At 64.9% G+C, this 21,583-nt stretch carries 12 protein-coding genes; 5 read left to right on the forward strand and 7 right to left on the reverse strand.

Going from position 1 to position 21,583, the window contains the following annotated elements; all coding sequences use genetic code 11:
• Positions 1 to 120: 120 nt before the first annotated feature.
• The gene (locus tag IVB40_RS28910; RefSeq protein WP_247817054.1) at positions 121 to 1,557 is read right to left on the reverse strand and encodes an oligosaccharide flippase family protein; all 1,437 of its coding nucleotides are present in this window, start codon (positions 1,555 to 1,557) and stop codon (positions 121 to 123) included.
• A 305-nt stretch (positions 1,558 to 1,862) separates the two neighbouring features.
• On the opposite strand from IVB40_RS28910, the gene IVB40_RS28915 reads away from it, so the two are divergent.
• Positions 1,863 to 2,930 carry an endo-1,4-beta-xylanase gene (locus IVB40_RS28915; RefSeq protein ID WP_247817055.1) on the forward strand — a complete coding sequence of 356 codons (1,068 nt, stop codon included), beginning with the start codon at positions 1,863 to 1,865 and terminating at the stop codon, positions 2,928 to 2,930.
• 61 nt (positions 2,931 to 2,991) lie between these two features.
• Here IVB40_RS28915 and IVB40_RS28920 read toward each other — a convergent pair whose 3' ends face one another.
• The 3 genes from IVB40_RS28920 to IVB40_RS28930 all read right to left on the reverse strand — a co-directional run bounded on the left by IVB40_RS28920 (position 2,992) and on the right by IVB40_RS28930 (position 8,301).
• On the reverse strand, positions 2,992 to 3,945 hold the full coding sequence (locus IVB40_RS28920) for a DUF6492 family protein (protein WP_247817056.1): 954 nt from the start codon (positions 3,943 to 3,945) through the stop codon (positions 2,992 to 2,994).
• A 95-nt stretch (positions 3,946 to 4,040) separates the two neighbouring features.
• Positions 4,041 to 4,835, reverse strand: coding sequence for an rRNA adenine N-6-methyltransferase family protein (locus tag IVB40_RS28925; protein WP_247817057.1), 795 nt, complete (start codon positions 4,833 to 4,835; stop codon positions 4,041 to 4,043).
• Between the two features lies 1 nt (position 4,836).
• The gene (locus tag IVB40_RS28930; RefSeq protein WP_247817058.1) at positions 4,837 to 8,301 is read right to left on the reverse strand and encodes an AAA family ATPase; all 3,465 of its coding nucleotides are present in this window, start codon (positions 8,299 to 8,301) and stop codon (positions 4,837 to 4,839) included.
• A 142-nt stretch (positions 8,302 to 8,443) separates the two neighbouring features.
• Between IVB40_RS28930 and IVB40_RS28935 the strand changes: the two genes are divergently transcribed.
• The 4 genes from IVB40_RS28935 to IVB40_RS28950 all read left to right on the forward strand — a co-directional run bounded on the left by IVB40_RS28935 (position 8,444) and on the right by IVB40_RS28950 (position 17,165).
• Complete coding sequence (locus IVB40_RS28935; RefSeq protein WP_247817059.1) at positions 8,444 to 14,899, forward strand: non-ribosomal peptide synthetase; 6,456 nt, start codon at positions 8,444 to 8,446, stop codon at positions 14,897 to 14,899.
• Positions 14,900 to 15,040: 141 nt separating this feature from the next.
• Positions 15,041 to 15,211 (forward strand): hypothetical protein, encoded by a 171-nt coding sequence (locus tag IVB40_RS28940; RefSeq protein WP_162847227.1) that lies wholly within the window; start codon positions 15,041 to 15,043, stop codon positions 15,209 to 15,211.
• Positions 15,212 to 15,456: 245 nt separating this feature from the next.
• The gene (locus tag IVB40_RS28945) at positions 15,457 to 16,188 is read left to right on the forward strand and encodes a 4'-phosphopantetheinyl transferase superfamily protein (RefSeq protein ID WP_247817060.1); all 732 of its coding nucleotides are present in this window, start codon (positions 15,457 to 15,459) and stop codon (positions 16,186 to 16,188) included.
• On the forward strand, positions 16,185 to 17,165 hold the full coding sequence (locus tag IVB40_RS28950; RefSeq protein ID WP_247817061.1) for an LLM class flavin-dependent oxidoreductase: 981 nt from the start codon (positions 16,185 to 16,187) through the stop codon (positions 17,163 to 17,165). Before IVB40_RS28945 ends, IVB40_RS28950 begins: the two co-directional genes overlap by 4 nt.
• A gap of 138 nt (positions 17,166 to 17,303) precedes the next feature.
• Here IVB40_RS28950 and IVB40_RS28955 read toward each other — a convergent pair whose 3' ends face one another.
• From IVB40_RS28955 to IVB40_RS28965, 3 genes are all read right to left on the reverse strand, one after another.
• A complete protein-coding gene (locus IVB40_RS28955; RefSeq protein WP_247817062.1) occupies positions 17,304 to 18,329 on the reverse strand; it encodes a histone deacetylase family protein in 1,026 nt (341 codons plus the stop codon).
• 121 nt (positions 18,330 to 18,450) lie between these two features.
• Positions 18,451 to 19,392: an SMP-30/gluconolactonase/LRE family protein gene (locus IVB40_RS28960; RefSeq protein ID WP_247817063.1), complete on the reverse strand. Its 942-nt coding sequence runs from the start codon at positions 19,390 to 19,392 to the stop codon at positions 18,451 to 18,453.
• Positions 19,349 to 21,421 (reverse strand): PQQ-dependent sugar dehydrogenase, encoded by a 2,073-nt coding sequence (locus IVB40_RS28965; protein WP_247817064.1) that lies wholly within the window; start codon positions 21,419 to 21,421, stop codon positions 19,349 to 19,351. Before IVB40_RS28965 ends, IVB40_RS28960 begins: the two co-directional genes overlap by 44 nt.
• Positions 21,422 to 21,583 lie beyond the last annotated feature (162 nt).

Raw genomic sequence — 21,583 nt, forward strand, 5'->3', positions numbered from 1 at the left:
AAGGATGCAACAAAATCGCCCACCACATGGACAGCTTCCGGCCGAAACCGAGCCATCGCCAAGTCAAGCGGCCCTTTCAGGGCTTCAGACGGTGAGGACGAGCCTCGTCAGACGCCGCGGCTAAACGCCTAACGCCTTCCGATTGAAGGTTCGCAGGAAACGCAACGACAGCGTCCGGACATTTGCGACGTTCAGCAACCACGCTGCGGCGGCATAAGCGAGGCCGCCCGCAAGGCTCACAACCATGAGCGGGACGAGGCCGATGCCATTGACCTGGGATCGTGCAACGAGAATCGCAGCCGCCATCGCCGCGGCGGAGACGGCAACGCCGGCGAGGCGGTGGAGGTCGAACGGAACCGGATGCGCGCGATGCATCAGGGCGACGGCAACGAGGAAGCCGATCGCCTCGGTCGCAAGCGTTGCCAGCGCCGCGCCGTAGAGGCCATGGCCGGCCACCAGCACGAACATCAACGCCACGCTGACGACCAGCGTCAGGAACGACTGCGCCGCCAGCATGAACGGCCGCTCGGCAAGCTGGAAGCTGATCTGCACGTAGAATTGATTGGCGATGCCGAACAACCGGGCGAGCACCAGGGTCGGCAGCAGCGCCGATACGCCGGCGCGGAAGTCGACGCCGACGAGTGTGCCGGCGACCTGGTCGGCTGCGAGCGCGAGCCAGACGGCGACGGGCGCGACCACGACGAGCAGAAGTTCGAGGCTCTCGGTCAGCCGCTTCCGCGTCGTCTCGTTGTTTTTCTCCGACAATGACCGGAACACCAGCGGCACTGTTGCCGCAGCGACGCTGGAGGCGATCATGACCATGAACTGTCGCGGCAGATCGGCAGCGACGCCAAAGATGCCGGCGGCGTCCTTGCCGAGCAAATATGCCACGATGAGGCGGTCGCAGGCCGAGTAGACCGCGACGGACAATCCGGCCAGCGTCAGCGGCAGGCCGTAGCGTGCGAGCTGCACGAACTGGCTGCGCTGAAAACGCGCGATCCTGGTGCGGTCACCGACGAGGTTCAGGATAATCCCGGCAAGCGAACCCAGGCCGAATGCGGCGAGCAGTCCCAGTCCACCCCAGCCGAGCCAGATGCCGAGCAGGCCGAAACCGACGCTCGACACGCTGCGCACGATCGAGATCGCCGCGAATCTGTAAGGGCGCAATTTTGCGCGCTCGAACTCCTGGCCGACATCGACGGCATTCGCCATGATCGCGACGAACATGCTGGCAAGCAGCAGCCCGACGCTGAGATCACTGCGGAACAGGAAGACCAGCGGCGTGGTGGCGCAGAGGACGGCGACGGTAAGCGCGAAGGCGACCATTGCGGTGCCGCGGAAATCCACCTCGGCCGACATCGCCTGATAGCGCGACACCGACAGCTTGATCCAGGCGAAGAAGATCGCACCCAGAATGCCGGCCAGGCTGATGCCGACGACATAGACGCCGTACTCCGCCGGCGTGAGCAGCCGCGTGTAGGCCGTGACGGCGAAGAAGCCCACCGCCGCAGGCAGGATGTAGGCGACGAGATAAATCGAGAAATGGCGGTTCAGCATGCGAGCACGGGACCGGCAACATTGTTGCGAGTGTGACGGCCGTTCATCAATTGGACCATGGCGGGACGAACGAATTGCGCCGCAGCATCCCTCAAGAGTGTCACATAAGTCTGGAGATCGGGCGGCGAATGCGGCTTTGAGGCCGCTTTCGCGGGTTAGCGTTAAATTTGCCCTTCCCTGACGGCGGCACGGCCACCGAAAGGAACCGTGATTTCGCAGATGGCAAAGTTAACCCAACGAGGGGAAACCCCGGCGTTGCAAGGCGTCGCTTGGTACGATGGTGCGTTGGCTCGATAAGGAATGCCGTGACCAGGCTCGACAGACGCGAATTTCTCCTCGGCAGCGCCGCCGCACTTGCGGCGGGCGCATCGGCGTCCGCAGCGCCGGCGTCGAAACTCGCCCAGCGCCATCAGGGATTTGGTGCCGCGGCCACGCTCTGGGACCTGCAAGCCGATCCCAGGCTCGGCGAAGCCATCAGCACGTATTGCACGCAGGTGGTTCCGGTGCTCGAGCTGAAATGGCCGATGCTGCGTCCGGACGCGCACACCTTTGCCTTTGAACGCGCCGACGCGATACTGGATTTCGCCCGGCAGAACGACCTGACGATGCGCGGGCACGCGCTCGCCTGGTATCACGATATTCCGGACTGGACCAAGCAGATCAAGGATGCCAAGGGCGTCGAGCGCGCCTATGTCGACCACATCGGCACGGTCGTCTCCTATTACAAGGACAAGCTGACGTCGTGGGACGTCGTCAACGAGCCGATCCCCGACAATCCGCGCAGTCCAAAAGACCGGCGCGACTCGTTCTGGACGCAGCATCTGGGCAATCGCTGGATTCCGCTGGCGTTTCGCACGGCGGCCGCGGCCGACCCCTTCGTCAAGCTCGCGATCAACGAATATGACATCGAGTCGGCCAAGGACACGTTCATTGCGAAGCGCGCGGCCTACCGCCAACTCATCATGGAGCTGCTCGACCAGGGCGTGCCGCTGCACGCCGTGGGACTGCAATCGCATCTGCATGCCGAGCTCGAGATCGACACCCATGGGCTCGGCGAATTCGTCACCGAGCTGCGCGCCTGGGGCCTCGAGGTGTATGTCACCGAGCTCGATGTCGACGACCAGAAGCTGACGGGGACGCCGGCGGAGCGCGATGCCATCGTCGCCAAGCGCGTCGACGATCTCCTGACCGCGATCTCGACCAGCGGACCGGTGCGCTCGATCCTGACCTGGGGTCTCTCGGACCGCTATAGCTGGATCAACGGCACCTTTGCCCGCGCCGACAAGCAGCCGAACCGTCCTCTGCCGCTCGACGGCGAGTTCAAGCCGAAGCCGTTCATGAACGTGATCAACAAGTTCACGAGGGACACTTAAACGGCTTTATTTTGAGCATGATCTTTTCGGAAAACCGCTGCACACTTTTCCGGATCATGCCCTAGCGCGTCTTCGTCGGTGCTTCGAACTCAACCGCATCGCCCATGTGATCGGGCGAAAGGCTCGGACTACGACGGTCGCGCGAGCTGAGGCGGAACACGTCGCGGATGTCGTCGATCGAGGTCGACGAATAGGACTGGATGCACAGCGCCACCTGGTCGGGCGAAGCGGCGCGCATCATCGCTTCGATGGCCGGGCGGTCGAGGCGCGTGTCATCCCAATGCGAGACCGCGATGCTATCCTCGGTGACCCGATGGGTGGCCCGATGCGCGGGCGCGTTCGCGACGAAATGGCCGTACATGAGATATTCCGAGAACTTCTTTTTCCGGCACAGCGCCAGAACCCAATTCAATCCCGTCGCCGACTTGATCGCGTCGGTCATCGCGCGCGCGGTGTCCTTGTCCCACACCAGTGCGTTGCCGACATAGTCGTCCGCGGGGAAGGACCTTTCCTTGATGCCAAGGAGCTGATCGACGGTGCGGAGCCACAGGACATGCAAGGGGTGGGCGGCGTCGATCCCGTTGCGCGTGACGAACAGCGGCGTCTTCTCGCCGCCGGCATACTGGCCGACGTCGAATTCGCGGAAGAACAGATTGTCCGAATCCAGGATGCAGACGCGCTGCTCGGGCGCATTGAGGACGCCGGCGATCTTGAGGATCTGCTGGATGTGCCAGCCATGAACGGGTGACGACAGCAGCGACAGCCAGACGCGCCGTTTGCTGATGAACTGCAGAGCCGGCGGCAGCGCCCACAGCCATTTCGGCAAATAGCGCGAGGCCGGAACGATGACACGCTTGTCGGAAGCGAACCGCGCGAACAGCGGCAGATCCTCATCGTTAACGAGAACATAATGCCGCGTGTAGCCCGTCAACCAGGTGTCGATGCTCTCGCTGAGCAGCGAAAAACGCTCGATATCCTTGGCGTAGCTGGCGGTCAGCAGGGCAACGGAATGCATGGCGCGCGCTCGTATGGCGATCAGGCCGTACTCATAGCGGCGCCGAGGCGCGTTGAATACTTACATTCGCAATCAAGGTAAAATGAAACGAATCATTAGCCATCCGACGGCAGCCCCTGCTCGATGCCCCGAAAGCGCAGCGGCGCCAGCGCGGAGGCGCGCTGCCACCAGTCGGCGACGCGGTCGTCGAGCGCGGTCACGCCTCGACCCTGACCGGGGAAGATCCGGATCTGCTGCACCGCCTCGGCTTCGAACCCCTTGCCCTTGCGGGTGATCTTGAGCGCGGCGCCTTCGCGGTCCCGCTGGGTCAGCGGCACCAGAAGCCGGCCGCGCGGACGAAGCGACCGAAGCCAGAGCGGATGCGGCTGCGAGAAGCCGGCATGAACGATGATCACGTCGGCGGGTTCGCCGATGTCCTCGCATCCGTCGCCATGGACGACCGCGACGTTGCGAAAGGCGCCAAGATAGGTCGCGGCGCGCGCCGCAAGCCGCTCGTCGCATTCGATTGCCTGCACCCTGCCCTTGGGGCCCACGATCTTCGACAGCACGGCCGAGAAATAGCCGAGCCCGCACCCGATCTGGACCACACGGTCTTTCTCCCCGACGTCGAGCACATCGATGAAGTGCGCCCACAGGCTCGGCAGTCCGGTGTCGAGCTTGCGGCGCGCATCGATCGCGACCAGCACATTGTCCTGGAGATGAACGGGATCGGCATCCGGCGTCAGCCGATAGAAGCGCGCCGCCTCGCTCTTGATGCGCCAGGGTCCCTTCGCCAGAAACTTTTCGCGCGGAACGGTGGCGAGGGCTTCTAGCAGGCGCATTGAGGAGATCTGCTCGCGCTTTGCGATCAGCTCCACGTAACGCGCACGCGCGGCGGCAAGATCACTCATCTCACGGGATCGACTGTGCACGAACAGGCGCGTCCGCGCCGAGCTCGTCGATCAGTTGCATCGCCTGTTTCAGGTCCGGCGTGGAAAAGCCCTCGCTGAACCTGCCGACGATCGGTACGAGCAGGAGACGAGCGTGCTCGCGCTTGCCGGCTTGGTGCGACAGGCGCGCGAGGCTGACGGCGGTGCGAAGCTCCCACGACAGCGCGCCCTGCTTGCGCGCGATCTCCAGCGACAGGTTGAACAGGTCCTCGGCCTCCTGCACCGAGGCCGGATCCCCGTCCAAGAGCGTGATCTCGCCTTGCAGGCGGTAGACTTCGGCGAGGTAGGAGTGATCGCCGGTCCGTCTTGCGGTCGCGAGCGCACCGTCCAGCGCGCGCAAGGCGGCATCGCGCATCCCGACCTTGGCGTAGGCCTCCGCGAGCAGGCAGCGGAACCAGCAGCCGGCGAGCCAGGAATCCATCGCTTCGTATTCGTCGAGACCGAACCGCATCTGACTGAGGCCTTCGTCGGCCTCGCCGAGCTGCGCCAGCGCCCAGCCGCGCAGGATCGCGGCCTGCTGCTTCCAGTGCAGGAAATTGTGCTCGGTGGCGATGATCATGGCGCGGTTGGCGTGGTCGCGCGTGCCCTCGACATCGCGCAAATGCTGACAGAGATAGGCGCCGAACACGAGCGCGAAGGCGAGCGTGAAGGGGTGGCGGATCTTCTCGGCGTTCGCGATCGCCTGCTCGCTGTGCTGGCGCGCCGCGTCGGGCCGGCCGAGGAACCACAGGAGATAGCCGAGATAGGACAGCGAGACGACGCCGGGATCGGTGCCGTGCCGCTCCATCAGATCGGAGTGCAGATCGGGGCTGTAGAGGTTGATGCAGCGATGCAGATGGTGCTGGGACACAGCAAAGCGCCCGCGATAGAGCATGGTCATCGCGATCGAGCGATGCGCCTCGATCAGATAGCCGGTCTGCTGTGCCGGCAGCGTCCCCTCGTTCAGCCGCTCGCGCTTGGCGAACTTCAACAGCTCGACGCTGAGATCGTGCGCGCGGGTCAGATCGGCGCGGATGAAATGACAGACCCAGAGCCCGCGCGTGGCGGCGAAGGCCTTTTCGTCGTCGTCGAGCTGCTGGCCGAGCTCGAGGGCGCGGACGTAGTTCTCCTCGACCTCCTGCACGGCATAGCCCTTGGCGGCGATCAGCGCGTTGCCGAGCGCGATGCGCAGCTCCAGCTCCATCTCGTCGGCGCCCTGCATGCGCGCATTGGCCTGCACGACGCTGAGGCCGCGGCGCAGATGGCCAATCGCCTCCAGATTGGCGCCGCTCTTGGCCGCCTGCTTGCCGGCCTTGAGCCAGAAGCTGGCAGCGCCCTCGCTCTGGCCGGATTCGGTCAAATGATGGGCAAGCAGCTCCGGTTCGCGCTCGGTCTTCTCGGGATACATCTCGGCGAGCACCTGGGCGATCCGGGAATGCAGCTTGCGTCGCTCGCTGTGCAGCAAGCTCGCATGCGCTGCGTTCTGGATCATCACGTGCTTGAAGGAGTAGAGCGCGTCGGGCGGGTGGCCGCGGCGCATGATCAGCCCGGCCTCCTCCAGGTGATTGAGCGCGGCCTCGATCTGTTCGGCGGGCGTGTTGGCGACCGCGTGCAGAGTCTCGTAGGAGAATTCGCGGCCGATGGTGGCGCCGATCTGCGCGATCCGCTTGAATGGCCCCATCCGGTCCAGCCGCGCCATCAGCGAGTCCGTCAGCGTCGCCGGGATCGCGAGCTGCCGCCACGGGCCCGACAGCACGTAGCGCCCGTGCCGTTCGGTCAGGAGGTTGGATTCGAGCACCGTCTTGGTCAGCTCCTCCAGGAACAGCGGCACGCCGTCGGTCTTGACGATGATTTCCTCGATGACTTCCTTGGGAAGCTCGCGTCCCGCCACGCGCTCGACCAGCGTCGCGCGCAACTGCCGGCTCAACCGGCTCAGGACCAGGGTCGTGATATGCGAATGGGCGTTCCAGCTCGGCTGGAATTCGGTCCGCGCGGTGATGATGACCAGGATTGCCCGGTTCTGTGCCCGGTCGACCAGGAGATCGATCACCTCACGGGATGTCGGGTCGATCCAGTGCAGATCCTCGAATGCGATCACCAGCGGCTGCTCGCGCGCAAGGCCGAGGAAATGATTGACCAGCGCCGCGACGGTCGCATCCTTTTGCTGCTGCGGCGACAGCTCCAGCGGCGGATAGTGGTCACCGGTCGGAATGGACAACAGCGCGGCAAGCAGCGGAGCAACCTGCTCGATGTCGCCATGAGCGGCAGCGATCGCGGTCTCCAGGCTCGCCAGCGACTGCACGGACGCATCCTCGCGATCGAGACCGAGAGAGAATTTGAGCTGCTCGGCGAACGGATAGAACGCCGTGGAGGTGTAATAGGGCGAGCACTGGAACGAGACCTGTCCATGGCGGTCGCCCGCGATCCGCTCGAAGATTTCCTGGATGATGCGCGACTTGCCGATGCCGGGCTCGCCGAACTTGACCACGACCTGGCCCTCGCCGTCCTTGGCCTGCTGCCAGCGCCCCATCAGCAGCGCAATCTCCTCCTCGCGGTTGACGAGCGGGGTCAGCCGCGTGCCCATCGCGGCGGCGAAGCGGGTCTCCACCCGCGAGGCGCGCATCACATGCCAGGCCTGGGCTTTCTCCGAGATGCCCTTGAGCGCGTGGACGCCGAGATCGCGGTAGTCGAACTTCCCCTTCAACAGCGACTGGGTCGACGTGGAAATCACCACACCGTTGGGCGGCGCCAGGCCTTGCAGGCGCGCGGCGAGATTGACGGTTTCTCCGACCGCGGAGTCGCGCTCTTCGGTGCCCTGTCCGACGAGGTCGCCAACCACGACGAGACCGGTCGCGATGCCGATGCGGACGGCGGGTGAGTGGCTGAGCGCACCACGCGGCTCGATCGCGCGGGCGGTCGACAGCACCCGGACGATTTCCAGCCCCGCTCGCACGGCGCGCTCGGCGTCGTCCTCATGTGCGGTCGGATAGCCGAAATAGACCAAAATACCGTCCCCGACGAAGCGGGCGGCAAAACCTTCGTAATGCTTCACCACGCGGACACAGGTTTCGCGGAAGCTCGCGATCATGTCGCGCACGTCTTCCGGATCGAACTGCACCGAGAGCGAGGTGGAATCCACCATGTCGCAGAACATGGTGGTGAGCTGACGCCGCTCCGCGCCGACCTCCGTCCGGATTTGCGGGCGCGCCGTCCCGTCGGGCTTCTCCGCGGTTTCGGCCCGGAACAACGCGGTCATGGCCCGCTGGAGCCGCTTCCGATCGCCGAGTGGCAATCCGAGCTCGACCAGATCGGATTCGGTCAGGTCTCCCATGACATCGAGATCGAGACGGTGCTGCGCGAAGAGATCGGTATAATGGCTAAGACCGATACCATCGAGCCAGCGCTTCAGCCCGCCTTCCGTTCCCGTGCCCGGCTCATTCTCCAGCATGGTGATTCCGCCCGACCAATCACTCCGTCGAAGGGCTCAGGGCCCCGCAACCACAGATTTTGGGGCCAAAACTTCACCTCAGACTGGACGCGTTCCCTAACTTCTTGGAAGAATAGCCCAATCGGATCAAAAGGGAACGGAATTGTCGGACGTCACACGCCCAACGCCGCAGGAATTGGCCAGCGCGACGGCCGAAACGAAGATATTCGCGGATATCGGCGGCCTTCTCGATTTCCATGCCCGCAAGAGGCCGGCAGCCCCCGCCCTCCTCGCCCCAAGCCGGCCGGTCCTCAACTACGGCGGGATTGGCGCGCGGACGCAGGATCTCGTCCGCACGCTGCGCGGGCTTGGCATTACCCCTGCCGACCGTATTGCGGTTGCGCTGCCGCGCGGTGCCGACAGCGCACTGGCGTTGATCACGGTCGCCTCAAGCTGCGCTTGCGTGCCCGTCAATCCCGATCTGACGGCGGACGAGCTGCAACGCTATTTCAGCGAATTGAAGCTGAGCGCGCTCGTCACCCGGGCCGACACGAACTCGGCGGCCCGCGATGTCGCCAAGGTGCTCGATATTGCCGTGATCGATTTCGTGCCAGGGTCGCAAGACGATCTCGGCGGCTGCACGTTCGTCGGGCCGGCGGTTGGACCGGCGAGCAGCAGCGGCGCCTCGCGCGGCGACGACGACGCGTTCATCCTGCTGACCTCGGGCACGGCGGCGCGACCGAAGATGGTGCCGCTGACGCATCGCAATGTGTGCCTCTCCGCCTACAACGCCGGCCGCGTGCTGTCGCTCGCGTCCCACGATCGTCTGCTTAACGTCCTGCCGCTGTTTCACGCCCATGGTTTGATTTCCGGCCTGCTGACCGCGCTGGCCGCGGGCTCCAGCGTGATCTGTACGGAAGGTTTCGACGCAGCCTCCTTCTTCGGCTGGATGCGGCAGCTGCAACCGACCTGGTACACGGCAGTGCCGACCATCCATCGCGCGCTGCTGACGGCGGCCGAAGCCAACCCCGATCTTGCACGATCGTCGTCGCTGCGCGTGATCCGCTCCGCCTCGGCGTCGCTTGCGCCTGCGATCCTCGACGGGCTGGAAACGACGTTCGGCGTTCCCGTGCTCGAAACCTACGGCATGACGGAGGCGGCCTCGCAGATCGCGGCCAACCCGTTCGAGCTGCGCAAGGTCGGATCGGTCGGCCGCGCCGCGGGCCCGGAGATCGCTGTCATGGACGAGACGGGCCGCGCGCTCGCCAGCGGCGAGCACGGCGAGATCATGCTGCGCGGACCGAACATGAGCCGCGGCTACTACAATGACGAGGCGGCGACGCAGGCTGCCTTCCGCAACGGCTGGTTCCGGACCGGCGATCTCGGTTATCTCGACGCCGACGGCTATCTCTTCATCGTCGGCCGTATCAAGGACGTCATCAACCGCGGCGGACAGAAGATCTCGCCGCTGGAGGTGGAAGAGGTTCTGCTCAGCCATCCGGCGGTGCTGGAGGCCGGCGTGTTTGCCGTCCCGCACCCGAAGCTCGGCGAGAACGTCGCCGCAATCGTGGTGCTGCGGCCGAATTCCGAGGCGACCTCGGACCAGTTGCGCCAGTTCGCCCGGAAACGGCTCGCGGCCTACAAGGTGCCGAGCCTGATCCGCAGCGTGGCGACGCTGCCGAAAGGCGCCAGCGGCAAGGTCAAGCGCAATGCGCTGGCCGAGCTGATCGCAACGATGGGCGGCGGCGAGGAGGAGGCGCGTCTGCCGCGCAACGCGCTGGAGACCGAGCTCGCCGGGATCTGGGCCGATTTGCTGGAGCTGCCGCGGGTCGGAAGCGATCAGGACGTCTTCGCGCTCGGCGCCGACTCGCTCGCGGTGACGCAGATGCGCTCGCGCCTGCGCGAACGCTTCAACGTCGATTTCTCGTTCGAGGACGTTTTTGATTGCGCCACGGCCGCAGCGCTTGCGGCCCGGATCGAGACCGCCGCAATTCATCGCGAAACGATGTTGCCGGCCTGGCGCCAGGCCGTGAAAGCAGACGCGCCGCTGTCGTTCCAGCAGCAGCGGATGTACGTGCTCTCGCGACTGGACCCCACGCGCTACAATTATAACGTCGTCGAAGTCGCGCTCCTCAAGGGTGGGCTCGATGTCGCCGCACTTTCTACCGGCCTCGCTGCGGTGTCGGCGCGCCATGAGGCGTTGCGGTCGGTCATCGTCGAACGTGAGGGCGAGCCGGTGCAGCTTGTGCTGCAATCGCCGCCGCAGTTCGAGCGGATCAAGCTCAAGGCCTGCCCTGCGGACAAGCGGGCCGCTGTGGTCAGGCGCGAAGCGCTCCGGCTCGCGCAACATCCGTTCGACCTCGCGCACGAGGCGCCGCTGAAGGTCACGTTGCTCTCGTTCGACAAGAGCAGCCACGCGCTCGTGGTCAACGTCCATCATCTCGTCACCGACGGCTGGTCGCAGCGGCTGTTCTGGGAAGAACTCGCCGCCCATTATTCGGCAGCGCGCAAGAACGAGATGGCGGCGCTGCCTTCGCCAGCCTTCCAGTATCGCGACTTTGCGCTCTGGCAGCAGAGCTGGGCGCAGACGCCGGCCGCCAAGGAGCAGCTCGATTACTGGCGGACGCAGCTCAACGGCGTCACCACACTGCCGCTGCGGACCGACCGACCAAGGCCGGAGGTCTGGAGCGGCCACGGTGCCCGTCACTATCTCGAATTCTCCAAAACCCTATCGGCCGACCTGCGTGCGCTGAGCCAGAACCAGGGCGTCACGCCCTTCATGACCTTGCTCGCAGTCTTCCAGTGCCTGCTGTTCCGTCACACCGGACACGAAGATGTCGCGACCGGCTCGCTGATCGCCAACCGCAACCAGATCGAGAGCGAGCGCCTGATCGGATTGTTCGCCAACACCCTTATCTTGCGCAATGATTTTGGCGGCGATCCCAGCTTCGGCGACATGTTGCGCCAGGTACGGCAGGTCACGCTCGATGCCTATCGCAACCAGGACCTCCCGATCGAAGAGGTCCTGCGCGCACTTCAGATCGCGCGAAGGAGCGACGGCAATCCGCTGTTCCGGATCATGTTCATCCTCCAGAATGCCTCGATCGAGGCGGCATCTTTCTCCGGTCTGTCGACGCGGCGGATCGAGATCGATCCAAAAGTGGCGCGATTCGACATCACGCTCGAGCTGGTCGAGGCCGACGGCCGTTTCACCGGCTTCTTCGAATACGCCACCGATCTGTTCGACGCGGCGACGATCGAGGGCATGGCCGCTCAGTTCAAAACCCTGCTCAAATCCGTCATCGCCGATCCCGAGCAGCGCATCTCTCACTTGGCGCTTCTGACCGAGACCGAACGCCGGCATCTGCTGGCGCAGGGCCGGGGCGTGCCGGCCAATTTCGCCACGCGCGGCAATCCGAGCGAACGTTTCGACCACCAGGTCAAGAAGACGCCGAACGCGATCGCCGTGTCGGACGGCTGCACATCCTTGAGCTACCGCGAGCTGGCGCGCCGCAGCCAAGCGGCCGCGCGCTGGCTGGCCCGCGAAGGCGTCGGCGCCGAGGCCGTGGTCGCCTTGCTTGCGGAGCGCGGACCCGACCTGCTCGCCGCGATGATCGCCGTGCAACGCGTGGGCGCTGCCTTCCTCAATCTCGATCCCGACCAGCCGCCGGCACGGCTCGCAACCATCCTCGGATCGAGCGGCGCCCGCATGCTGCTGACCGGACGGGCGCAGTCGTCCATGGCGGAGGCGCTGCTCGAACCGCTGGTCGAGCGCATTCCAATGGCCGGGCTCGAGGATGCGATCGCGCCAGCGTCGACCAAGCCGGCCCGCGCGGCGCGGCGCGCGGCTTCGAGCCTTGCCTATCTCATCTACACCTCCGGGTCCTCCGGCGCGCCGAAGGGCGTCATGATCGAGCAGCGCGGGCTTTCGAACCATCTCGCCTCGCTCATCTCCGAGCTGAACCTCTCGCGCCGGGACGTGATCGCGCAGACCGCGCCGCAGAGTTTTGTCATCTCGGTATGGCAGTTCCTCGCAGGGCCTATGGTCGGCGCGCGCGTCCATGTCTGCGGTACCGCGATCGTGGGAGACCCGATTTTGCTCGCGCGCGAGATCGAGCGCGAGGGCATCACGGTGCTGGAGATCGTCCCGTCGCTGCTGCGCGTGATCCTCGATCGCATGGACGAGGCACCGGTCCGACGCGCCTTTGCGAGGCTGCGCCTTCTGATCTCGACAGGCGAGCCACTGCCCGTCGATCTCTGCAACGCCTGGTTCGCCCGCTGCCCGAAAGTGCCGCTGATCAACGCCTACGGTGCGTCGGAATGTTCCGACGACGCCTCGCTGCATCGCCTGACCAAGGCGCCGCCGACCACGACGGGCAACGTCCCCGTCGGCGCGCCGCTGCCGAACATGCAGCTCTACGTGCTCGACGCAAGCCTGCAGCCGCAGCCGGTCGGCGTGACCGGCGAGCTCTGCATCGGCGGCGCCGGTGTCGGCCGCGGCTATGTCAACGATCCCGCGCAGAACCGGCAGCGCTTCCTGCCCGATCCGCTCTCGCGCAAAGCAAGCAGCCGGCTGTACCGGACCGGCGACCTCGCCCGCCGCCGTGCCGACGGCACAATCGAATGCCTCGGTCGCGCCGACCATCAAGTCAAGGTCCGCGGCTACCGAATCGAGCTCAAGGAGATCGAGAACGCGCTTGCCGACCATCCGGATGTGCGCGCCGGCATCGTCGAACCGCGTCGCGAAGCGAGCGGCGATGTCAGGCTGATTGCCCACATCGTCGCGAGATCCGGCAGCCGGAGCAGCGCCAGCGAGCTGCGCGACTTCCTGAAGAGCCGACTGCCGGGCCATGCCATCCCGTCCGCGTTCCTGTTCCTGGACCAGGTGCCGCTCAATGCCCATGGCAAAATCGACCGGAGCGCGCTGCTGGCGCCGGCGCAGCAGGAAACCTCCGGACCGGATGCGACTGTGCCGGCGCGGCGCTTCACCGAAAAGGTGCTGTCCGACATCTGGATCGACCTGCTGAAGGTCGAGAGCCTCGGCGTGACCGACAACTTCTTCGACCTCGGCGGTCATTCGCTGCTGGCGGGCCAAGTCATGGCGCGCGTCGCCCGGGCGCTTGGCGTATCGCTGCCGATCAAGACCATCTTCGAGGCACCGACGATCGACGAGCTTGCCCGGCGGGTCGACGAGGCCGTGGCGGCAAAGCCGCGCAAGCCGGCGGCAAGTTTCGCAAGGCTGGCTACAGCGAGCCTGGCCGAAGGCAGCCCTCCCACGCTCTCGATCGCGCAGGACCAGATGCTGCGGATCGAGCAGAATCTTTCGGGTTTGCCGCTGTTCAACCTGCCTTTCGCCTTCCGTTTTCAGGGGCCGCTCGATCTGGCCGCCCTGGTGCAGGCGATCGACGACATCGTGCGCCGGCACGAATCGCTGCGGACCCATTTCGGCTGGAGCGGCGGGGAGCCCGTCAGCCACGTCGCCGCGCCCGGCGCCCTCGGCCGTGTCCTGACCGTCGAGACGATCGGCGACGGTCAGCCCCACAACAACAAGCGACGCAAGGCGCTGGAGCTCCGTAAGATCAATCTCCTGATCGAACAGGAGACCTATGTCCCGATCGACATCACGCGCGCGCCGCTACTGCGCGCCCGGCTGTTGCGGCTCCACGATGACGATCACGTGTTGCTGCTGACTTTGCACCACGCCGTCGTCGACGGCTGGTCGATCGGCGTGCTGTTCGAGGAATTGTCCAACCGCTATGCCACGCTGGCTGGCTATCCGTCGGTGCCGCTGCCGAAACAGCCGCCGGCCTTTTCGGACGTGGCGCGCTGGCAGCGCTGGTGGTGCGGGACCGATGCCGCCCGCCGTCAGGCCGCTGAATGGACGGAGAATTTGCGCGGGGCGGCTCCCCTCTTCGAGGGCGAATCAAGGCCGGGCTCGTCCAGGGGGCACCATCCGGTCAGTTTCGAGCGTGAGCTGATCGGCCGGCTCGCGGCCTTCGCCGGCCAGCACAATTGCACGCTGTTCATGTGCCTGCTGACCGGCTTGAAAGCCCTGCTGCTGGCGCGGACCGGCCGCCACGACATCTCGATCGCCACTGCCATGGCCAATCGCGCCCAGCCGGACACCGACCGGATCGTCGGCCCGTTCGAGAACACAGTGATCGTTCGCACCAAAATCACGCCGGAGCTGTCGTTCGCGCAGGCCGTGGCCCTGGTCCGCCAGAGCGTGCTTGACGCGCATGCGCGCCAGGAGCTGCCGTTCAACATCCTGGCCGACCATCTGGAGCAGGAGGGGGACAATCCAGCCTCGCTGCTCCAGGTCTATTTCACCCTGCAAAATCCGCTGCGCCAACCGCTCGATCTGCCTGATCTCACGACAGGATCGATCGGCAACATCGCCCGCGAAGGCCAGCCGGTGCTGCCGATCGACCAGACCTGGCTGTCGCTAATGCTCAAGGAGCGGCCGACGGGAATCACCGGTTCATGCAATTACAAGAGCGAGCTGCTCGACGGCGCTACGGTCGGCCAGTGGATGGAGGATCTCGTCGCGCTGCTCGGGGCTGCTCTCGTCCAACCCAATGCGCCACTCGGCCGGCTGCTCAATCGCAGGGCGGCATGACCGACCGCAGAGCACGGGCGAATACGGGGTCACTCGTCAAAGCTGTGAATGACCAAGTTGCATCTTGATTATTTGGCGCCATCGCGCAAGATTATTCTCGCGTTTTGATTTGGACGATTATTTTCAACCGGGGAGTTCGTTATGGGTTTCATCAAATTTACCAAAGGCACCTCCCTGAGCGACAAGGACCGCAAGGCCCTGCAGAAGTTGCTCGGCGCCGAGAAGAAGAAGCTGCAGTCCGCGCTGAAGGACGTCGACGCCAGCATTTCGATGCTGGGCGGCTCCAAGAAGTCCAAGAAGAAGAAGACGTAAGACTCGTCGGCCGGGACGCCGCACGAGCCTTCAGGCTTCAGTTTTCGGGCTTCAGTTTTCAGATTTGGCCGCTCGCGTGTCGAGTTGGGGTCTAGCACAAGCTTGCGCCCGTAAACCGGCCAGCAATCGACAAGGATTCGCCCGAGTGGACCGCTAGAAGCGGTCCGCTCACCTGATTCTTGCTCAGTTGATTCTTCCGTCATGGCAGGGGATTTGGCCCCGGCCTGACGCCATGGGCCCAATTGATGGCAGACGACAGAATTGAACTGTTTGTCGGACTGATCGAGACTTTTGACGCGCCGGATGGGGTTGATGCGTGCCGGCGCTTGCTCTCGGTCGACGAACGGGTACGAGCCGGCCGCTTCATGTTCGAGCGGCACCAGCGGCAATATATTTTCGCGCACGCGATGTTGCGCCTCGCGCTCTCGCACGCCGCACCTGATGTCGCCCCCACCGACTGGTCATTTGCGGCCGGGCGTTACGGGCGGCCGTTTGTCGCATCGCCCAAGACCTCGAGCACGCTGCATTTCAGCCTGTCGCACGCCGACGGCTGCGTCGCCTGCGTCGTATCGGGGCATGAGACCGTCGGCGTCGACGTCGAGACCGTGTCGCGTCGGGTGGCGCCGCTGTCGACCGCGCTTCGGTTCTTCGCGCCGGAAGAGGTCGAAACGCTGCGCGGACTGCCGGAGCCCGCCGCGACCGAGCGCTTCTTCGACTACTGGACGCTGAAGGAAGCCTATCTGAAGGCCAGGGGTTTCGGCCTCAATCTGCCGCTCGACGCCTTCGCGATGCAGGTATCGCGCGAGGCCATCGAGATCAGCTTCAAGCCCGATATCGCCGACGATCCGGAAGGCTGGCGATTCCAGCTGATCTCGCCGTCGCCCTCGCATCGTCTCGCGATCGCCGACGGCTCCCGCGCCACCGGCGGCCTTCCCATCACCCGCAATGCATGGCCGCTGCAGGAGGCGGCTGAATGACACTGCCGCGGCTGCGCGTCTTTCCCGCGATTTCGCGCAACCGCGATCCCAAGAAATATGTCGGCGAGCTGATGCGAGTGGCGCAGTTCGCCGACCGCAACGGCTTCGAAGGCATCCTGCTGTTCGAAGGCAACGACGTGTTCGTCGAGCCTTGGGCGATGGCCCAGCACATCATCGGCGAGACGATGAGGTCCTCGCCGCTGATCGCCGTCAATCCGGTCTACATGCACCCGTTCACGGCGGCAAAATTCGTCTCGTCCTTTGCGCAGCTCCACGGCCGCAAGGTCTATCTCAACATGATCACGGGGACGGCGGTCAGCGATTTGCAGGGGCTCGGCGACGAGCAATCGCATGCCGACCGTTATGTCCGGCTCGGCGAATTCGTTGCGCTGATGCGCCAGCTGCTGGCAAGCCCGCGGCCGGCGACTTTCGAGGGCCGGTTCTACCGCGCGAGCAACCTGCAACTGCGGCCGCGCCTGCCGCCGGAGCTGATGCCGGAATTTCTGGTCGCAGGCCAGTCCGAGCCGGCACAGCGCGTCGCAAAGGAAACTGGCTGCATCAAGATGCAGATGCTGCCGCCCGATCTCGATCTCGGCCTCGATGTATCAGGCGTGAATTTTGGAATTTTCGCCCGCGAGGGACGCGAGGAGGCACGGCAAGCGGCAAAGGCGCGTTTCCGCGATAATGCTGACGATCGCGAGCTGCTCGTGCTCACGGTGGAGAACAGCGATTCCGTGTGGAAACGGCGCCTCTACGAGGGCCAGAGCGGCGAACTCGCGGACAATGGCTATTGGCTGCTGCCGTTCCTGACCTTCCAGGCCGACTGCCCCTACCTCGTCGGCAGCTACGCGGAGATCGGCGCGAAGCTGAAGGAGTTTGCCGCCAAGGGGCTGACCACGATCATGCTCGACATGGTCGCGGACGAGACCGAGATGCAGCACGTCTGCAAGGCGCTCGCGGCGAGCGGGATGTTTTGAGTTGTTGATGAAGTCGACCTAACCATCCACATCGTCATTGCGAGCATAGCGAAGCAACCCAGAGTCCCTCCGCGGAAAGATTCTGGATTGCTTCGCTACGCTCGCAATGACGGAGAATGATGGGCTACTCAGCGAGCATCACCGCGCCTCTTCGAATCCGGCCAGCACCGAGGTCAAATTCGCGCCGAGAATATCCGAGAGATAGCCGCCCTCCTGCACGAACACCGTCGGCAAGCCCATCTTCGCGATGGCCTGTCCGATGCGGCGGAAGCCGGGCGTAGTGACGGCGAGACCCTTCAGCGGATCGTGCTCGGAGGCGTCGAGGCCGAGTGCGATGACGAGGGCACCGGGCGCAAAGGACTCGATCGCCTTGCGTGCGACGTTCATTGCCTGGATGTAGCCGTCATCGCCGGTGCCGATCGCCAGGGGAATGTTGAGGTTGGCGCCGAGGCCGGGACCTTCGCCGCGCTCATGCGCGTAGCCCCACACGTAAGGATAATAGGCGACGGGATCGGCATGGATCGAGACCGTGTAGACGTCCGGCCGCGCATAGAAGATTCCTTGCGTGCCGTTGCCGTGATGGACGTCGACGTCGAGGATCACGACACGCTCGTGCCTCTGCCGCAGATGCGCAGCCGCGATCGCGCTGTTGTTGAGGAAGCAGAAGCCGCCGGCCATGTCGCGATAGGCGTGATGGCCGGGCGGCCGGCAAAGCGCATAGGTCGCATCCTCGCCGTCCATCACCATCTGTGCCGCGGTGACCGCGACGTCGGTCGCAGCGCAGGCCGCGGCCCAGGTGCCGGGGCCGATCGGCGCCGCGGTATCGGCGGTGTGCCAGCCGAGCTTGCCGATGATATGGGTGGGATAGGTCGCGGCATGGCGCACCGGATGGATATTGCCGATCATCTCCGGGCCGGAATCGCCGAGCGCGGTCCAGGCCTCCCAGGCCTCGCTCAGGAACGACAGATATTCCGGACTATGGATGCGCGCACGCGGCTCCTGCCCGAATGTGGTTGGCTCGACCAGTTGGTGCTTGCCGTCCTTGAGCCCCTTAAGCAGGCGGTCGGCACGCTCGGGCTGCTCGGTGGTACGCTTGACCACGCCGCGAACCAGGAAGAATTGCGGATCGTGGCTGCGGTGCAGTTCGGTATGGACGGCTTTCACTCGAACACTCCGTGGTCGCTTTGACGGTGCCACAGATGTCTAAATCCCCGCGGCGGAGAGATGCAAGCAAGAAGAATGCCGCCCCTGTCGCCCTGCGCCGCAAGCAGATCGCTCGTGAAGCTCAGCAGCGCCCGCGCTGAAGGCAGTGCTCGCGGCCCTCTTGGTCGGTGCGGAAAGCCTCGACGAAGCCGCCCTGACGCTGGGTGACGAAGATCGTCTTGCCGTCGCGGCCGCCGAAGGCAAGATTAGTCGGCTCCTTCGCCCTCAGCGCGATCTCCCGCTCGACCGCGCCATTGGCCTTCATCAACGTGATCGTGCCCTTGAGGATGCGCGCGACGTAGAGGCGGCCGGCCACGTCGGTGCGCAGGCCGTCGACGGTGTCGGGCTGAAACGCCTTGACGAGTTTTGGATTGGTGAGCTCGTTGCCGCCGACCGTGTAGGACCAGATCTGGCCGCTGCTGGATTCCCCGACATAGAGCGTCTTGTCATCAGGGCTGAGATCGATGCCGTTGGTGGTGCCCATCGCGCGCGGCGCCGACATGAGCTGTCCCTGCACCGTTCCGTCGGCTCCCTTCGCGATGCGCCAGATGTGGCCTTCGCGACCTTTCCAGTTCGGATCGCTCGCGTAGATCGTGCCGTCGCGGGCGATGGTGATGTCGTTGGGCTGGTTCATCTCGTCGGAGTGAAACCAGATGGCCGGCTCGGTCGATCCCTTCGGGATCGCGAAGATGTTGTGCTTCTTGTAGTCGGCGATGAACATGGTGCCGTCGCGCGCGAAGCGGATGGCATTGCCGGCGCTGCCCTCGGGCAAAGCCGTGAACGGCTCGGACGCCGCGCCGCCGACAGGCAGCTTGCCGATGGTGCCGGGCTTGCCGAAATTGACGACGAAGAGATTGCCGTCGAGATCGGCGGCCGGCCCTTCGATGCCGAACGTGTATTCGCCTGATGGCGTCACCTGCACGCTTTCGAACAGTTTCGTTTCCGCTCGGACCGGTGCCGTCGCAAGGACGAGAACAACGCTACTGCACAGGCACCAGAAATTCCTGCCGGATGTAATAGCCATCGCCGTCGCTGCACTCGCCATTCAGATAGGGATCGGCCGGCCGGAAGAAGCGGCTGAAGCCGGGTTTGTCTACAGCGTTCCTTTGTGTCACGACGACGACCTTGGCGGCCGGTATTTCGCCGCATTCCTTGTTGGTTTTGCCAAAGAACTTGCGCTGCGGCGGGCCGGACCTGATCCGCATCCGGATGCCTGGAACCATTTTTGACACCAGCAGATCCGCCGTGTCGAGCAGGCGCGTGTAACCAGGCTCGGCCTTCGGCAGGCCTTCGCCACCCGGCGGCATCAGCTTCTCCGCGCCTACCCCGCGAAGCCGCGTGCGCAACTTGCCGGAGTCGGGATCACCAGGATAGATCCAGCCATCCTGCGCCAGCATGAAGCGAAGCACCGTCGCGTCCTTCTGAGCGTCAGATTGGCCCGGCTTCAGGCCGAAATCCGAGTGACAGCCGACGCAATGCTTTTCGACGAGGCCCTTGCGCAAATTGGTGAGCCGGACGCTGTTCGGCGCGTCCCTGGCCACGAAGACCGCCAGTTGATCGATCAGCGCCTGGCTCCGCATGTCGCAGGGCAACGGCGGCGGCGCATCGCCCGCGGCGCGGTCGATCCGGATCACGGTCTGGTTCTTGTCCTCGACCAGCCAGATGGCGCCGTCCTCCGCGACCGTCATGCCGACCGGGGCGCCTTGCGGCCGGGCGCCGTTGACGCGGTGCCAGCCTGCGATCAGCTCCTCGAACGGCGCGGCGGCGACGTCGCCGCCCTCGGTCTGAAAGCTGTGGGTCGGATCGGCCGCGCAGCTGACATGATAAGACACCGGCGCCGGGACGGGCTTCGGGAAGCCGTGGTCGTCGACGTCATAGACGATGACGCGGCTGCCCGTCGGGCGATAGCCATGCAGGCCAACCAGCAGCTTGCCTTCGAGCTCCGGAAATTTCGCCCCGTGATAATAGAGCATCGCGAGCGGCGCGCCGTGCGGTGGAAGCAGCGAGAACGGCGCCTTGTAGAGAGCGTTGGCGGTGCACAGCGCTTTGTAGACCCCCGACTGCAACACGATCCTGAATTCGGGACTGGGCGTCGACAGATCGTAGCAATAAGGCCAGCCGTAATGCCTGCCCGGCTCGATCGCGTTGATCTCCTCGTTCGGCTTGAAAATATCGGGCAGGTCGCGGCCGTTCTCGCCTTGCAGGAAAGCATAGCCCGCATCGGGGAAGCTCGGATGCAGTGCCAGCGCCATCGAGTTGCGCAGGCCGCGCGCATAGACGCTGTGCGGCGGGTCGGTCTCGCCAGGCTTCAACGCCGGAAAGATACCGCCCGGGGGCGGCGTGAACAGCCAGATCGACGCCATCGCGGAAGCGCCCTCGGCCGCCGCGCAAGATCTCGTGATCGGCGCCGGCGTGATGCAGTCGTCGCTGTGCGAGCCGATGTTGACGAACAGCCGGCCGTTCTTATCAAAGACAAACTGCTTGAGTGGATGCGCGCTCTCGTCGAGCTTTGTGCCATCGGGCAATGTGACCCGGCGGCCGGGCATGTGACGGACGATGGTCTCGACCGTGTCGCGCGGATTGTCGGCGAGCGGATCGAACCGGAAGATCGTCTCCGTGCTCGAGGCATAGAGCTTCTTGTCCGGGCCGATCACGAGACCGAACGGATATTCGATTGCAGTCAGCAGCTCCTTGAACCGCTGTCCCTGGGGCGCGCGCGGGTCGAGCAACAGCAGCCGGCCATCGGTATGGCCCCAGCCCGCCATGTCGGCGACCACGAACAGGTCACGACCGGGCACCTGGATGATCGAGCGCGGGAATTTCAGCCGATCCTCCTCGCTGGCGACGAGGCCGGCGCAAAATCCCGCCTTCATGTCGATCTGGATTCTGGGAAAAGCCAGATCGACACTGCCACAGGTCTCCGTGCCGATCGCATAGCCGCTCTTGCGGACCGGTTCTGATGAGCCTACCGAGGTGAGGGTCAGGAGGACCACCAAGGCGCCCGCGCATGCGCGCAGGCTTCGGCTTTCACGCCAGAATGTGAGGTGGTTCACGGCGCCTCCCGGACTTTCCGTCCAGGGTTGTTCCATGCCGTGGGAATGCCGTCCAGTTGATCAACACCCGCTTGTGATCAAACCGGCAGGGGGCTTGGCGCCGACCAATCTCCGTAGATTCCCTTACCGGGCTCGACCCGAATGTTTCGCGAAGGCTTGGAA

The sequence above is a fragment of the Bradyrhizobium sp. 40 genome (assembly GCF_023100925.1).
Classification (GTDB): domain Bacteria; phylum Pseudomonadota; class Alphaproteobacteria; order Rhizobiales; family Xanthobacteraceae; genus Bradyrhizobium.